The organism is Streptomyces sp. NPDC096040, from assembly GCF_040303265.1.
In the GTDB taxonomy this organism is placed as follows: Bacteria; Actinomycetota; Actinomycetes; order Streptomycetales; family Streptomycetaceae; genus Streptomyces.
Genome location: NZ_JBEOTA010000006.1, coordinates 111,474 through 125,813 on the forward strand (window position 1 = coordinate 111,474; position 14,340 = coordinate 125,813).

Genomic DNA, 14,340 nt, shown 5'->3' on the forward strand with positions numbered 1-14,340 from the left:
CGCAAACAATCAAGGTGAGACAACAAAAGTGTTGAATTACTGGACGCAAAACCCCACAAATGCCCCAGCATCCCCCACATACCTCGCGGCGGAGCTACGGCTCCCCACCAACGGCCTCGACTACGCGATCCTCGCGATCTACTTCGTGGTCGTCCTGGGCATCGGCTTCGCGGCCCGCCGCTCGGTGAAGACGAGCCTCGACTTCTTCCTCTCCGGACGCTCACTGCCCGCCTGGATCACCGGGCTCGCGTTCGTCTCGGCGAACCTGGCCGCCACCGAGATCCTCGGCATGGCCGCCAACAGCGCCCAGTACGGCGCGTACACCGTGCACTGGTACTGGATCGGCGCCATCCCGGCCATGGTCTTCCTCGGCCTGGTGATGATGCCCTTCTACTACGGCAGCAAGGTCCGCTCGGTCCCCGAGTTCCTGCTGCTGCGCTTCGACAGAGGCGCACACCTGCTGAGTTCGATCCTGTTCGCCTTCGCCGCCATCCTCATCGCGGGTGTCAACCTGTACGCCCTCGCGATCGTCGTGCAGGCGCTGCTGGGCTGGCCGCAGTGGGTGGCGATCGTGGTGGCGGGCGCGTTCGTGCTGGCGTACATCACCCTCGGCGGCCTCTCCTCGGCCATCTACAACGAGGTGCTCCAGTTCTTCGTGATCCTGGCCGCCCTCATCCCGCTGTCCGTGCTGGGCCTGAAGAAGGTCGGCGGCTGGGACGGTCTGGTCGACAAGCTCACCGCCACCCACGGCCACAACTTCACCACCGCCTGGGGCGGCACCGGCATCGGCAGTGTCAACCCGCTCGGCGCGAACTGGCTGACCATCGTCCTCGGTCTCGGCTTCGTCCTCTCCTTCGGCTACTGGACGACCAACTTCGCCGAGGTCCAGCGCGCACTGTCGGCGAAGAACCTCTCCGCCGCCCAGCGCACCCCGCTGATCGCCGCGTACCCGAAGATCTTCATCGTCTTCCTGGTGATGATCCCGGGCCTGGTCGCCGCCGCGCTGGTGCCGAACATCGGCACGTCCGGCTCCGACCTCCAGTACAACGACGCGATCCCGTACCTGATGTCCCAGCTGCTGCCCAACGGCGTCCTCGGCATCGCGGTCACCGGTCTGCTGGCGGCCTTCATGGCCGGCATGGCGGCCAACGTGTCGTCCTTCAACACCGTCTTCACGACGGACATCTGGGCGAAGTACGTGGTGCGCGGCCGCGAGGACGGCTATTACGTCCGCTTCGGACGCCTCATCACGGCCATCGGCGTCTGCGCGTCCGTCGGTACGGCGTTCCTCGCGTCGTCGTTCTCGAACATCATGAGCTACCTCCAGACGCTGTTCTCCTTCTTCAACGTGCCGATGTTCGTCGTCTTCATCGTCGGCATGTTCTGGAAGCGCGCCTCGGCGAAATCCGGCTTCTGGGGGCTGCTCGCGGGGACGGTGACCGCGATGGTCAACTACTTCGTCCTCTACAAGAAGGACATCATCGGCATCCCCTCCGACCAGGGCGCCAACTTCGTCTCCGCGATCGCCGGCTTCGTCGCCGGCGCGGTGGTGATGGTCATCGTGTCCCTGTTCACCGCGCCCAAGCCGGAGGCGGAGCTCGCGGGCCTGGTCTACGGCACCCGCTCCCCCGGCATGACCGAGGCGCCCGCGCCCGGCGACGAGGCCTGGTACCGGCGGCCGGCGCTGCTGGGCTGGGGTGCGGTGGTCCTCGCCGCCCTCTGTTACATCCCGTTCTCGTTCTGACCCCGGCCCCGGGAGAATGGAGAGACCATGACCGACGACTCCGGGCAGTCCGGGTTCCACTACTCCGAGCAGGACGTCCACCGGGAAGTCACCGAGCTGGAGAGCAAGTCCACGACCGCCGCGCGCATCTTCGATCTGCGGCGGATCATCGGCGGGTTGTTCGTGCTGTACGGGATCATCGTCACGATCACCGGGATCACGGACTCCGAGGCCGAGATCGACAAGGCGCAGGGGATCAATATCAACCTGTGGACCGGGATCGGGATGTTGTTGCTGGGGGTGTTCTTCCTGGTGTGGTTGTGGCTGCGGCCCACTCCGCCTCCGGTGCCGCCTGTGGAGGAGGTTGAGGAGTAGGCACGGGGTGTGTTTCGGCTAGAGGTCCGGCCCCGTTGAACTGTTCAGCGGGCCGGCCCTGTCCAGTAGGCCCGTGCGCGCCGCCAAAGCCGCTGCCTCCAGCCTCGACCCCACCCCCAGCTTCATCAGCACCCTCTGCACATGGGTGCGGGCCGTGCTCGGGGCGATGCCCATGCCCGCGGCGATCAGCCTCGTGTCCTCGCCGTCGGCCACCCGGACCAGGACCTCCACCTCCCTCGGGGTGAGCATCTGGAGGAGGCGCTGGCCCTCGTCGTCGGGCTGGGCGGCGGGGTTGAGCAGTTCGCCGAACGCGCCCTGGAGCAGCGCCGGGGCCACCGCCGCCTCACCGGCCCGCGCCTTCATGATCGCCCGCTCGACGCCCTCTATCCGCTCGTCGTGCCGTACGTACCCGGAGGCGCCCGCGGCGAAGGCCGCCGCGATCCCCCGCGGGGACGGCACCGGGCCCAGCACCACCACCGCGACCTGCGGCCGCTCCTTCTTGATCTTCACCACCGGGTCGAAGATCCCCGGCTCGGCCGGTGTCGCCGTACCCAGCAGGCACACCTCGGGCGCGCGTGCGATCACCAGCTCCGCCGCGCCCGCCGCGGGCGCCGCCGCCGCGAGCACCCGGTGGCCGCGCAGTTTCAGCGCCGAGGCCAGCGCCTCGGCGAGCAGCCGGTGGTCGTCGACCACCATGAGCCGCACTCCCATAGAGCAACCCCCCAGTCCCCCCAATGGATGCCCCACTATGGATGCCCACTGGTCCGCGTGGACAGAGGGCCCCCCGGCACCCCGTCCTTCATGCCCCCGGAAGCTACACGCTTGTTCGACGTTGCGCTGCCCCTACTGATGAGAAGTGCCCCGGATCGGAGGAATCTCTGGCTTTTCTCGTATTCGCGGGTGAAGAGAGGGTGTGATGCGGTACGCGCCCGGTTCCGCCCCTGACCAGGGACGGGACCGGAATCGCGGGCCGGGTGACACGGGCGCTTGCGCTTGACGAACCGTCAGCCACCCGCACCGAACGCGTTGATCAGGTACTCCTTGCCCGATGTCGACGAACCGGCGGCGTGAGCGTACACGGCGGACAGGTACAGGTGCCCCTGGGAGTAGAGGACCTCCGCGTACTGCGGCGACATGCTGGTCTCCACGGCCTTGACCGCCGCCGTCACCGGGTTCTCCAGCAGCCTGGTCTCCTTGAACGAACCGCCGTCGATACTGACGACCTGGCCGCCCCTGTCGTACGGCGGGGTCTTGTACGCGATCACATTCGGACCGTCCATGCGCAGCGGTGTGATCGTGTAGTTGTCGCCGGCGTCTGCGCGCTGGCCGGTCTGCTTGCCGGTGGCCAGGTCGAAGGCGACGATCTCGTTGGTCCTGGTGTGGTCCCCGCTGCCGTCGTGCTCCTCGGTCGGCAGGTACAGCCGGTCGTTGCCGACCACCACTCCCTTGCAGTTCTCCAGCTGGTAGATGCCGTCGCAGCGGGCCGCGTACGCGCTGCCCGGCGTGGAGATACGGGTGCGCAGCCGCCCGGTCCTGTTGTCGATGGAGAAGACGTCCGAGAAGCCACTGCCGTCGCCCGCGCTGTCGTTGACGTCGGCGGCCACCACCAGCGGGTCGGTCGACACGACGCTGGCGTAGTCGATGCCGGAGGTCATCTCGTACTCGGAGATCACCTTGCCGGAGACCGGGTCGATGGTCTGGATGTGCAGTTGAGCGGTGTCGCCGCTGCCGCACCTGCGGACCGCCACCAGTTTGGCGCCGCCGCCGTAACCGGCGTCGTAGCAGGTGTCGGTCGGCTTGGGCTGCCAGCGGACCTTGCCGGAGGCGAGGTCGAAGGCGGCGCCGCCGCTGGTGCCGCCGACCGCGACCGTCTGCTGGGCGACCGTCACATTGTTGAAGTTGACCGCTACGTCACCGGACTTGACCGTCTGCGTCCACAGCTTCTTACCGGTGTTCAGGTCGATCGCGGCGACCTGGGTGCAGCCCGCCGTGGAGCCCTTGGGCGGCATCTTCGGCTGGAAGACAACGGCGGTCCTGCCGTCCGCGCTGACGTGCCCGGTGGCGTAGCAGACCGGGCCGGGCAGCGGGACCGTCCACAACTTGGCGCCCGAGTCGGGGTCGTAGCCGACGATCCGGGCGACGCCGGTCTTCACGTACACCTTGTCGGTGAGCCAGGAACCGGCGGTGACCGTGGTGTCGTTCGCCGTGGGCAGCGGAACCTGGAAGAGGACCCTGGAGGTGGGGTCGGCGGGCACCTTCTCGCTGCCTCCGCCTCCCTTGCCATCTTGGCCGCCGGTGCCGCCGGCGCTGGATCCGGCGGTGTCGTCCTTCTTGCCGTGGGCGCCGGAGGACTTGGCGTACCAGATGCCGCCGCCGACGATCAGCGCGATCACGACGACCGCGGCGACGATGATGAGCAGGGTGGCGTTGTTCCTGCCGGGGGTGGGAGTGGGGCCGCCGGGCCGGCCGCCCGGGTAGCCGTAACCGGGCTGCTGGGCGTACGGGTTCGGGCCCGTTACCGGGGGCTGTGCGGGGTAGCCGTAGCCGGGCTGGGGCGGCTGGTGGGGGTAGCCGTAGCCGGGCTGAGGGGCCGGGGGCTGCCGCGGATAGCCGTAGCCCGGCTGGGGAGCCGGCTGTCCGGGCGGCTGCGGGGGGCCGGCGGGGGCGCCGAAACCGGGCTGCCGCGGGGGCTGGTTGGGCGGTGGCGGAGGCGGCTGGGTCATGACGGGGTACCTCTGGGGACGGCGCGTGAGATGGCTGGGGAGAGCACGTGAGACGGCCGGCGGCCGGTGCGGACTGCTGGAGGGGACGGGCGGGCGCGTCCGCTCAGTCACCGAAGGCCATCATCAGCTTCTCCTTCGCGTCGTCGCTGCCGGACAGCCGCGTGGTGGAGAGGTAGAAGCGCCCGTCGACCCAGTCGACCGCGCCGTCGTAGAAGCCGTCCTCGATGTCGGCGGTGTGCTGCGGGTTCTGCAGCAGCCTCGTGGTGGTGTGGGCGGAGCCGGTGGCCGGGATCGACACGACCTGGCCGCCCGCGTCGTACGACGGCCTTACGTAGGCGACGAGTTTGCCGCCCTCGGCCTTGACCGGGTACATCGACTCGTCCGTCGGGGACTTGGTACGCCACTTCGCCTTGCCGTCGGCGAGGCTGATCGCGACGATCTCGTTGGCGCCGCCGTGCACGTCCGTCGGCAGATAGAGGGTGTTCGCGTCGACGGCGACGCCCTGGCAGCCCTGGAGGTCACGGGCGAGGATCGCCCAGCCGCACTCGGGGGCGAACTTCTCGTCGACCTTCACCTCGGAACGGAACGTGCCCTTGTCGTCCAGGGTCGAGATGTTCCAGGCCTTCTTGTCCTCGTTGGTCAGATAGACCACGAGCGGGTCGACGGAGTAGGTCCGCTGGACCGACCAGCCCTTCTTGACCGGCTGGGTCCACCTGACCTTGCCGGTGGCCGGGTCGAGCTCCGAGATCTCGTCGTGCTCGTCGCCGCCGCCGCAGGAGGCCACCTCGACCAGCCGGTTGGTGCCGCCCGCGAACGCCGCCGGGAAGCAGGACGCGCCGTACTTCTTCTTGTCGTACAGCTTGTCGCCGCTGCCGAGGTCGTACGCCGTGCCCGACTGGGAGCGGCTCACCATCAACGTCTTTCCGCTGATCGTCAGCCCGATGCTGATCGCGCTGTCGAACAGGCCGCCGTCGGCGACGGTCGCGGTCCAGCCCTTGCGGCCCGTGTCGAGGTCGATCTCCTGCAGCTGGTTGCACTTGGCCCGGTCGCTGGTGCCGTTCATGTAGGCCACGACGACCTTGCCTGCGGCCGACTGGTGCGGGGTGACCGCGCAGATCTTCTGCGGGAACGTGATCGGGTCCCAGGCCGGGGCGCCGTCGCCCACACCGTAGGCGAAGACCTGCTTGTACGCCGCCTTCACCGCGGTCTTCCCGGTGATCCACATGCCGGGGGCGTCGGCGCCGGACGCGGGGGCGTCGGGTGCCGACTTGTACCAGAGCACCTTGGCCTCGCCGGACTTGCGGCCCTCGTTGAGGTTCTCCGGGTCCGCTCCGCCGTCGCCGCTGCCGTCGCCCGGGTTGGCCGGGGCTCCGGTGTCGGAGGCCTTGGGGTCGTCGGTCTGCCGGGCGACCGGCTTCTTGCCGTCGTCCCCGCCGCTGGTGACGGCGTACACGGTGCCGCCGACGACCAGCAGTCCCGCCACGGCCGCCGCGACGATCAGCGCGGGCCTCCCCCTGAACGGCCCGCCCCCGCCACCGGGCGGCGGGGTGACGCCGGGTGCGCCCGGGTACTGCGGCGGATAGCCGTAACCCGGCTGGGGCGGCTGCCCGTACGGTCCGGGCTGCTGTCCCTGACCGTAAGGGCCGGGCTGCTGTCCCTGACCGTAAGGGCCGGGCTGCTGTCCCTGACCGTAAGGGCCGGGCTGCTGTCCCTGACCGTAAGGGCCGGGCTGCTGTGCCTGGCCGTATGGACCGGGCTGCGCATACGGTCCCGGCTGCTGCGGATAGCCGTATCCCGGCTCGGGAGGCTGGGCAGGAAGCGGGGGCGCGCCCTGGGGCGCACCGAAGCCTCCCTGTGCGGGCGGCTGCTGCGGGGCGCCGAAGCCACCGCCCGGCGGCGGTGGTTGGTCCCGCGGTGCTCCGAATCCACCCTGCTGCGGCGGCCGGTTGGGTGGCTGAGTCATCAGCGATCTTCCCCCGTTACTGATTTTTAGCCACACCCCGAGGCTCCCGAGGGGCCTCAGGGCGTTCTCAGACTGCTCTCAGACGGACCTTTCTATCACTCGGCACCGACAGGCCACGGGCCCACATCTGCCGCTGTTCCCAAGGGAGAACCGCCCCGTGATGCCACCGTTACGCGCCTTCACGGGCCCTCCACGGGCGTGCGCAAGCGCTCTCAGTGCTCGCGTTCCTCCGCCCCGCGTCGGCGCGGCACGGGGGGGCGTCTCCGACCGGGTCGCCCCGAACATCACGCTCAGCCTGCGGGTGCCGGACGCGCCGGCGCGTCCGATCGCGGCGATCACCGGCGCCGTGACCGGCGTCCTCGGCGAGCAGGTCCGCGAGCAGACGGCGGTCGGCCTGCTGTCCGTACCCGAAGGACGCTCAGGCGTGGGCGGCCGGGTCGCCTGAACCGGGGCCCCCGTGCCGCGCACGCCGAGCCCGTGCGCTCCTCGTCACGGCGCACGCCACCCGGGTGCGCGCCTCGCTACGCGTCCTCCGCCAGCTCCAGCCAGCGCATCTCCAGTTCCTCGCGCTCCCCGGCCAAGTCGCGCAGCTGGGTGTCGAGTTCGGCCACCTTGGCGAAGTCCGTGGCGTTCGCGGCGATCTGGTCGTGCAGCTTGGTCTCCTTCTCGGAGACGCGGTCCAGCTGACGTTCGATCTTCTGGAGCTCCTTCTTGGCTGCGCGCTGGTCGGCGGCGCTCCGCTCGGCCGTGGGCGCCTTGGGGGCCACGGCCGTGGCGGCGGCCGCCTCCTCCATGCGCCGGCGTCGCTCCAGGTACTCGTCGATACCGCGCGGCAGCATCCGCAGGGTGGCGTCGCCGAGGAGGGCGAAGACCCGGTCCGTGGTGCGCTCCACGAAGAACCGGTCGTGGGAGATGACGATCATCGAGCCGGGCCAGCCGTCGAGGACGTCCTCCAGCTGGGTGAGGGTCTCGATGTCGAGGTCGTTGGTGGGCTCGTCGAGGAAGAGGACGTTGGGCTCGTCCATGAGCAGGCGCAGCAGCTGGAGGCGGCGGCGCTCACCGCCGGAGAGGTCGCCGACCGGCGTCCACTGCTTCTCCTTGTTGAAGCCGAACGTCTCGCACAGCTGCCCGGCGGTCATCTCGCGCCCCTTGCCGAGGTCGACGCGCTCGCGGACCTGCTGGACGGCCTCCAGGACCCGCAGGTTCGGGTCGAGCTCGGCGACCTCCTGGGAGAGGTAGGCGAGCTTGACGGTCCTGCCGACGGCGACCCGCCCGGCCGCCGGCTGCGTCTCGCCCTCGGTGCGCGCGGCCTCGGCCATGGCGCGCAGCAGCGAGGTCTTGCCGGCGCCGTTGACACCGACCAGGCCGATGCGGTCGCCGGGCCCGAGCTGCCAGGTGACGTGCTTGAGCAGCACCTTGGGCCCGGCCTGGACGGTGACGTCCTCCAGGTCGAACACGGTCTTCCCGAGCCGGGAGGAGGCGAACTTCATCAGCTCGCTGGTGTCGCGCGGCGGCGGCACGTCGGCGATCAGCTCGTTGGCGGCCTCGACCCGGAAGCGGGGCTTGGAGGTACGGGCGGGGGCGCCCCGGCGAAGCCAGGCGAGCTCCTTGCGGACCAGGTTCTGCCGCTTGGTCTCCTCGGTGGCCGCGATCCGCTCGCGCTCCGCGCGGGCGAAGACGTAGTCGGAGTAGCCGCCCTCGTACTCGTAGACGGCCCCGCGCTGCACGTCCCACATGCGGGTGCAGACCTGGTCGAGGAACCAGCGGTCGTGGGTGACGCAGACCAGCGCCGAGCGGCGCTCCCGCAGGTGCCGGGCGAGCCAGGCGATGCCCTCGACGTCGAGGTGGTTGGTGGGCTCGTCGAGGACGAGCAGGTCCTGCTCCTCGATGAGCAGCTTGGCGAGCGCGATACGGCGCCGCTCACCGCCGGACAGCGGCCCGATCACGGTGTCCAGGCCCTTGGGGAACCCGGGCAGGTCCAGGCCGCCGAAGAGGCCGGTGAGGACGTCCCTGACCTTGGCGTTGCCGGCCCACTCGTGGTCGGCCATGTCTCCGATGACCTCGTGCCGGACGGTGGCGGCCGGGTCGAGGGAGTCGTGCTGGGTGAGGACGCCGAGGCGCAGTCCGCCGGAGTGCGTGACACGCCCGGTGTCGGCCTCCTCCAGCTTGGCGAGCATCCGGATGAGGGTGGTCTTGCCGTCGCCGTTGCGGCCCACCACGCCGATGCGGTCGCCCTCCGACACGCCGAGCGAGACGCCGTCCAGCAGGGCACGGGTGCCGTAGACCTTACTGACGTTCTCGACATTGACCAGGTTGACGGCCATTTCACTCCTGCGCAGGGGGACGGTCAGCCTCCCAGCGTAATGCGCGCCGGGAGGCCGCCTTGCCGGGAGCTACTTTCCGCCCGCCTGAGCGCGTACCTCGTCGAGGAGGTCGTACATCGTCTGGCCCGGGCAGTCGGTCTGCAGCCAGTCGCGGTGGCCGGAGACGGTGGTGACGTCCCTGGTGACGCCGTTGACCGGGTTGACGAAGGTGACCTTGGGGTGTCCAGGGTGTGCGCTCGTGTCACGCCCCGGCGGGGGCGCTGGTGTCCAGCCTGTGCGCTCGTGTCACGCCCCGGCGGGGGCGCTGGTGTCCAGCGTGTGCGCTGGTGTCCAGCGTGTGCGCTGGTGTCACACTCCGGCGGGGGCGCCGATGTCGTCCGCCGTGGTGATCACCCGCGCGCCCGGCGCGGGTGCCGTCGCCGTGCGCACCGTGCGGCAGGTGCCGGAGGCGAGGAGCGCCTCGGAGACCTTCTCCGCCGCGGCGGTGTCGCGGACCAGGAACGCCGTCGTGGGCCCGGAGCCGGAGACCAGCGCGGTGAGGGCGCCGGCCGCGCGTCCCGCGTCGAGCGTGTCCGCGAGTTCCGGGAAGAGGGAGAGCGCGGCGGGCTGGAGGTCGTTGGAGACGGCGGCGGCGAGCGCGTCCGGGTCGCCCTTGGCGAGCGCGTCGAGGAGGTCGCGGGAGGCGACGGGCTCGGGGATGTCGAGACCTTCGGCGAGCCGGTCGAACTCGCGGAAGACGGCCGGGGTGGACAGCCCGCGCGCGGCCATCGCGAACACCCAGTGGAAGGTGCCGCCGACGTCCAGGGCGGTGAGCCGTTCACCTCGCCCGGTGCCGAGGGCGGCGCCGCCGGCCAGGCTGAAGGGCACGTCGCTGCCCAGTTCGGCGCAGATCGCGAGGAGTTCGGCGCGCGCGGCGCCCGCGCGCCAGAGCTCGTTGCACGCGAGGAGCGCGCCCGCCCCGTCCGCGCTCCCCCCGGCCATGCCGCCGGCGACCGGGATGTCCTTGGTGATGTGGATGTGCACGGCCGGGTCGACGCCCCGGCGTTCGGCGAGGGCGAGCGCTGCGCGCGCGGCGAGGTTGGTGCGGTCCAGCGGCACCTGGTCGGCGTCCGTGCCCTCGCAGGTGACGCTCAGCTCGTCGGCGGGCGTGACCGTGACCTCGTCGTACAGGCCGACGGCGAGGAAGACGTTGGCGAGGTCGTGGAAGCCGTCGGGGCGGGCGGCGCCCACCGCGAGCTGGACGTTGACCTTGGCGGGGACGCGTACGGTGACGCTCACTTACCGGACTCCTTGTGCTCGGCGATGCTCGCGAACTCCTCCACCGTCAGCGACTCCCCGCGCGCCTGCGGCGAGACCCCGGCGGCGACGAGGGCCGTCTCGGCGGCCGCCGCGGACCCGGCCCATCCGGCGAGCGCCGCCCGCAGGGTCTTGCGCCGCTGTGCGAACGCCGCGTCGACGACGGCGAAGACCTCGCGCTTCGACGCCGTCGTCTTCAGCGGCTCGGTGCGCCGGACGAGGGAGACCAGCCCGCTGTCGACGTTCGGGGCGGGCCAGAAGACGGTGCGCCCGATGGATCCGGCGCGCTTCACCTCGGCGTACCAGTTGGCCTTGACGGACGGCACGCCGTAGACCTTCGAGCCGGGGGGGGCGGCGAGCCGGTCGGCGACCTCGGCCTGCACCATCACCAGCGTCCGCTCGATGCTCGGGAAGGTGTCGAGCATGTGGAGGAGGACCGGGACGGCGACGTTGTAGGGGAGGTTCGCGACGAGCGCGGTGGGCGGGGGCCCGGGCAGTTCGGTGACGTGCATCGCGTCGGAGTGGACCAGCGCGAACCGGTCCGCGCGCGCCGGCATGCGCGCCCCGATCGTCGCGGGCAGCGCGCCCGCCAGGACGTCGTCGATCTCCACAGCGGTCACCCGGTCGGCGACCTCGAGGAGCGCCAGGGTGAGGGACCCGAGCCCCGGGCCGACCTCGACGACGACGTCGTCCGGGCGGACCCCGGCGGTGCGGACGATACGGCGGACCGTGTTGGCGTCGATCACGAAGTTCTGGCCGCGCTGCTTGGTGGGGCGTACACCGAGCGCTGCGGCGAGTTCACGGATGTCGGCCGGGCCGAGGAGGGAGTCGGGGACGGGGCTGCTCACGGGACTAGGGTACGGGCCGCCGGGATCCCTCCCGCCGGTCACCCGTGCAGCCGTGCCCCGCAGTGCGGCCACGGGGTGGAGCCGCGTTTCGTGTAAAGCTTCTTCGCACGGAACGTCTGCTCCGCGGCCGACGCGTCCTGCGGGCGCCCGCTGCCGCCGAGGCTCTGCCAGGTGTGGGTGTCGAACTGGTACAGCCCGCCGTACGTCCCGGAGGGGTCCACCGCGGCCGGGCGGCCGCCGGACTCGCAGACGGCGAGACCGTGCCAGTCGAGGCCGTCGGCGCCCTTCACGGAGTCCGGGTGCGGCTTGGTGCCCACCTTCACGAGCTGCGCGCGCGGCTCGCGCACCATCTCGGACCGCTCGCGGCGCGGCTTCTGCCGGACCCCGTTGACGGTCCGCAGGTGGTACGTGATCCGGCGCAGCCCGGGCCGGCCGGGCCGCTCGACCACCTCGGTGCCCTCGAACACCGTCGGGTCCGGCGTCCGCCGCACCTCGAACGGGATGGTCTCCTCGCGCACCTCCTTGCCGTCCGTGACGCGCAGCACGGTCACCGTCTGCCCGTCGCGCGGGAAGCCGGCCTGGGGCACGGAGGTGGTGTCCTGGCCGTGCAGGGTGACCCCGGCCTCCTCGACGGCCTCGCGGACGGTCGCGGCGTTGGTGCGGATGGTGCGGGTCCGGCCGTCCGCCAGGATCGTGACCGTGCGCTCGGTGCGTACGTCGAGCGCGAGTCCGGCGCGTCCAATGCTCTGGGAGCGGGAGGCCGACAGGTACGCGCCCTCGGCTCGCACCCCCAGCTGGTTGAGCGCCCCGTCGACGGTGCGCGCCGTCGTCCACACCTCGCGCGGCTGGCCGTCCAGCGTGAGCCGTACGGGGCGGCCGTAGTGCACCGCGACCTCGTCGCCGCTGGCCAGCGCCGCGCCGGCGGCGGGCGCCACCACGTCGTGCGCGCCGACCCGCACGCCTTCGTCGGCCAGCAGCTCGGTCACGTCGTCCGCGAACGTGTGCAGGACGCGCGGCCTGCCGTCGACGGTCAGCTCGATCGCCTTGTCCTTGGCGAGGAACGCGGTGGTGCCGCCGGCGAGGAACGCGACGACCAGCGCCTGCGGAAGCAGACGGCGCACGGTGGAGTCGGGGCGCTGGCTGTACCGCGCCTTCCGCCGGCGCGTGGCACGCCGCCCCACCACGGCGCGCACGCCCGGCTCGGGCGCCCCGCCCTCCGGTACGCGCTCGCTCTGCCGCGGAAGCACCGGCTCACTCGGTGCACTCGCATACGCCTGCGCCTGCCCCGTCGGCGAGACCCGCGTCCCCGCCTCCGCCGAGACCTCGTACGCCGGCCGGTACGTGTCACCCCCGTAGGCCATGCCGTATCCCTGCGTCCGGGCGTCGTGCACGCCGGGCACCGCGTGCGCGTCGTGCACGCCTTGCTCCCCGTGCGCGCCGCCCCCGCCGTGCGCACCTGGCGCGCCGTAGGGGTCGTACGCCTCAAACGTCTCGTACTGCGATGTGCTCACGCCGACACGCTCCAGAGAGCCAGAGGGGTCCGGATCGGGCTCCCAGAACCTAGCGGAGCGCCGGTCACTCTCCAAAGCGGCACGACTACGTACGGTTGCGGCCGGGCCCAAGGTGTGCCCGAGCGAGCGTTATGCGTCAGTTATCATCGATGCACTCTCAGTAGCCGAAGGCGCGGGCCGTGTTCGCGCCCAGGGCCGTCGCCAGCGCATCCTCGTCGACGCCCCGCACGGCGGCCATCGCACGCACCGTGACCGGAATGAGATACGGGGCGTTGGGCCGTCCGCGGTACGGCGCCGGGGTCAGGAAGGGCGCGTCGGTCTCGACGAGGACCAGTTCCAGCGGGGCGACGACGAGCGCGTCCCTCAGGTTCTGGGCGTTCTTGAAGGTGACGTTGCCGGCGAAGGACATGAAGTAGCCCTCGCGGGCGCACTCCTCGGCCATCTCGGCGTCCCCGGAGTAGCAGTGGAACACCGTCCGCTCGGGGGCGCCCTCCTCCTTGAGGACGCGCAGCACGTCCGCGTGGGCGTCGCGGTCGTGGATGACGAGGGTCTTGCCGTGCCGCTTGGCGATCTCGATGTGGGCGCGGAAGGAACGCTCCTGGGCGGCCTTGCCCTCGGGACCGGTGCGGAAGTAGTCGAGGCCGGTCTCGCCGACGCCCTTGACCTGCGGCAGCGCGGCCAGCCGGTCGATCTCGGCCAGGGCCTCGTCCAGTGCCGCGTCACCGCCCGGTGTCCGGGCACCCTGCCGCGACCACCCGTCGGGGTCACCGTGGACGATGCGCGGGGCCTCGTTGGGGTGCAGGGCGACCGTCGCGTGGACGCTGTCGTACTCCGCCGCGGTCTCGGCGGCCCAGCGCGATCCCTTGATGTCGCAGCCGACCTGGACGACGGTCGTCACGCCCACCGAGGCGGCCTTCGCGAGGCCCTCCTCGACCGTGCCGGACTGCATGTCGAGGTGGGTGTGGGAGTCGGCGACCGGCACCCGGAGGGGTTCCGGGAGCGGCGGCGCCGCGTTCTTGTCGGCCGCGGCGGAGGAATGCGCGGAGACGTTCGCGGAGGCGTTCGAAGGCATGCCCCGATCCTACGAAAGGGGCACGCCCCGCCGGACCCGCGCCCGGGTCAGCTCGCCTTGCGCTGGAAGGGATGCAGGAGATCGGACAGGTGCCAGTGGTGGACCTGCTTGACCTGCGCGGAGGCCTCCGTCGCCGCCGCCGGTCCGGTCTCGGCCTCCTCGGCCCGGCCGCCCTGCACCGGCCGCCGGGACGACTGGTGCGCCGCAGTGTGCACCGACGAGACCTGCCCCGCACGCATGATCCGCACGACATGGCCGTCGCAGTTCTGGCACGAGGGCCGGCTCAGCGGGGACGGGACGACCTGGCCGTTCGCCACATACATGACGAACTCGTGGTTGTCCGCGTCCGTGTGGTGCTCTATCTCGTACGACTGCTCCCAGCCGTGCCCGCATCGCATGCAGGCGAAGGAATACGACTCGCGCACGACGGCTGTGGCCGCACCACGGAGGCCGGTCTGCCCTGCGATCTCACTCATGCCAGCTCCTCTTGTCCGCTGGACAAGCA

At 71.3% G+C, this 14,340-nt stretch carries 12 protein-coding genes; 3 read left to right on the forward strand and 9 right to left on the reverse strand.

The genetic code is table 11. From position 1 onward, the window contains the following. The first annotated feature begins 31 nt into the window (after positions 1 to 31). Together ABTY98_RS09500 and ABTY98_RS09505 are read left to right on the forward strand one after the other, a co-directional pair. Positions 32 to 1,744: a sodium:solute symporter family protein gene (locus ABTY98_RS09500; protein ID WP_352220491.1), complete on the forward strand. Its 1,713-nt coding sequence runs from the start codon at positions 32 to 34 to the stop codon at positions 1,742 to 1,744. Between the two features lie 27 nt (positions 1,745 to 1,771). Then, on the forward strand, positions 1,772 to 2,098 hold the full coding sequence (locus ABTY98_RS09505; RefSeq protein ID WP_352220301.1) for a hypothetical protein: 327 nt from the start codon (positions 1,772 to 1,774) through the stop codon (positions 2,096 to 2,098). 18 nt (positions 2,099 to 2,116) lie between these two features. Here the strand turns inward: ABTY98_RS09505 and ABTY98_RS09510 are convergent, their stop codons facing one another. The 3 genes from ABTY98_RS09510 to ABTY98_RS09520 form a co-directional block, all read right to left on the reverse strand. After that, positions 2,117 to 2,809 carry a helix-turn-helix transcriptional regulator gene (locus ABTY98_RS09510; protein ID WP_352220302.1) on the reverse strand — a complete coding sequence of 231 codons (693 nt, stop codon included), beginning with the start codon at positions 2,807 to 2,809 and terminating at the stop codon, positions 2,117 to 2,119. Positions 2,810 to 3,102: 293 nt separating this feature from the next. Beyond that, positions 3,103 to 4,821, reverse strand: coding sequence for an outer membrane protein assembly factor BamB family protein (locus ABTY98_RS09515; RefSeq protein WP_352220303.1), 1,719 nt, complete (start codon positions 4,819 to 4,821; stop codon positions 3,103 to 3,105). A gap of 103 nt (positions 4,822 to 4,924) precedes the next feature. Continuing rightward, complete coding sequence (locus tag ABTY98_RS09520) at positions 4,925 to 6,784, reverse strand: outer membrane protein assembly factor BamB family protein (protein ID WP_352220304.1); 1,860 nt, start codon at positions 6,782 to 6,784, stop codon at positions 4,925 to 4,927. A 301-nt stretch (positions 6,785 to 7,085) separates the two neighbouring features. On the opposite strand from ABTY98_RS09520, the gene ABTY98_RS09525 reads away from it, so the two are divergent. After that, the gene (locus ABTY98_RS09525; protein ID WP_352220305.1) at positions 7,086 to 7,229 is read left to right on the forward strand and encodes a hypothetical protein; all 144 of its coding nucleotides are present in this window, start codon (positions 7,086 to 7,088) and stop codon (positions 7,227 to 7,229) included. A gap of 76 nt (positions 7,230 to 7,305) precedes the next feature. Here the strand turns inward: ABTY98_RS09525 and ABTY98_RS09530 are convergent, their stop codons facing one another. The 6 genes from ABTY98_RS09530 to ABTY98_RS09555 form a co-directional block, all read right to left on the reverse strand. Further along, positions 7,306 to 9,108 (reverse strand): ABC-F family ATP-binding cassette domain-containing protein, encoded by a 1,803-nt coding sequence (locus ABTY98_RS09530; RefSeq protein ID WP_352220306.1) that lies wholly within the window; start codon positions 9,106 to 9,108, stop codon positions 7,306 to 7,308. Between the two features lie 348 nt (positions 9,109 to 9,456). Further along, on the reverse strand, positions 9,457 to 10,386 hold the full coding sequence (locus ABTY98_RS09535; RefSeq protein ID WP_352220307.1) for a 4-(cytidine 5'-diphospho)-2-C-methyl-D-erythritol kinase: 930 nt from the start codon (positions 10,384 to 10,386) through the stop codon (positions 9,457 to 9,459). Continuing rightward, a complete protein-coding gene (gene rsmA / locus ABTY98_RS09540) occupies positions 10,383 to 11,252 on the reverse strand; it encodes a 16S rRNA (adenine(1518)-N(6)/adenine(1519)-N(6))-dimethyltransferase RsmA (protein WP_352220308.1) in 870 nt (289 codons plus the stop codon). The genes ABTY98_RS09535 and rsmA overlap by 4 nt, the downstream gene beginning before the upstream one ends. A 38-nt stretch (positions 11,253 to 11,290) precedes the next feature. Continuing rightward, positions 11,291 to 12,763: a resuscitation-promoting factor gene (locus ABTY98_RS09545; RefSeq protein WP_352220309.1), complete on the reverse strand. Its 1,473-nt coding sequence runs from the start codon at positions 12,761 to 12,763 to the stop codon at positions 11,291 to 11,293. 157 nt (positions 12,764 to 12,920) lie between these two features. Next, positions 12,921 to 13,835, reverse strand: a complete 915-nt coding sequence (locus tag ABTY98_RS09550; RefSeq protein ID WP_352220310.1) for a TatD family hydrolase — start codon at positions 13,833 to 13,835, stop codon at positions 12,921 to 12,923. Between the two features lie 47 nt (positions 13,836 to 13,882). Next, the gene (locus tag ABTY98_RS09555) at positions 13,883 to 14,311 is read right to left on the reverse strand and encodes a hypothetical protein (RefSeq protein WP_352220311.1); all 429 of its coding nucleotides are present in this window, start codon (positions 14,309 to 14,311) and stop codon (positions 13,883 to 13,885) included. Between the last annotated feature and the right edge of the window lie 29 nt (positions 14,312 to 14,340).